Origin of the sequence: Methylobacterium nigriterrae, assembly GCF_037106235.1 — a bacterium.
Lineage (GTDB): Bacteria > Pseudomonadota > Alphaproteobacteria > Rhizobiales > Beijerinckiaceae > Methylobacterium > Methylobacterium nigriterrae.
This window is the reverse complement of record NZ_JBAWTG010000747.1, coordinates 1-287: the sequence shown is the minus strand read 5'-3', so window position 1 is coordinate 287 and position 287 is coordinate 1. Positions and strand designations below refer to the sequence as shown.

Sequence of the window (287 nt, the reverse complement as noted above, 5' to 3'; positions counted from 1 at the left end):
GGCCTGCAGGGGCACCAGATCTGACATCGGCGGGACTGAGCGCTCGCGAACGGACGGAAAGATAACGTGATTATATGGGACGTGCCGCCTTGCCGCCGGTACTCGTTCTGAAGCGTGGACAGGCGCGCGCGGATCTCCTCGGTCGCCTTGGCGGTCTGCGCCGAGAGCGCCTTCACCTCGCCCGCAACCACCGCGAAGCCGCTGCGCCAATACTTCAGGAATTTCTCGATCGGCTTCTCAGGATTGAAGCGCGACAGGTAGTCGATGCTCGCGCGGGTGAACATGTC

1 pseudogene is annotated in these 287 nt (G+C 63.1%); it reads right to left on the bottom strand.

The window, feature by feature from the left end:
• Window positions 1-287: pseudogene (locus WDW90_RS38975) on the bottom strand (hypothetical protein); the annotation flags it as partial.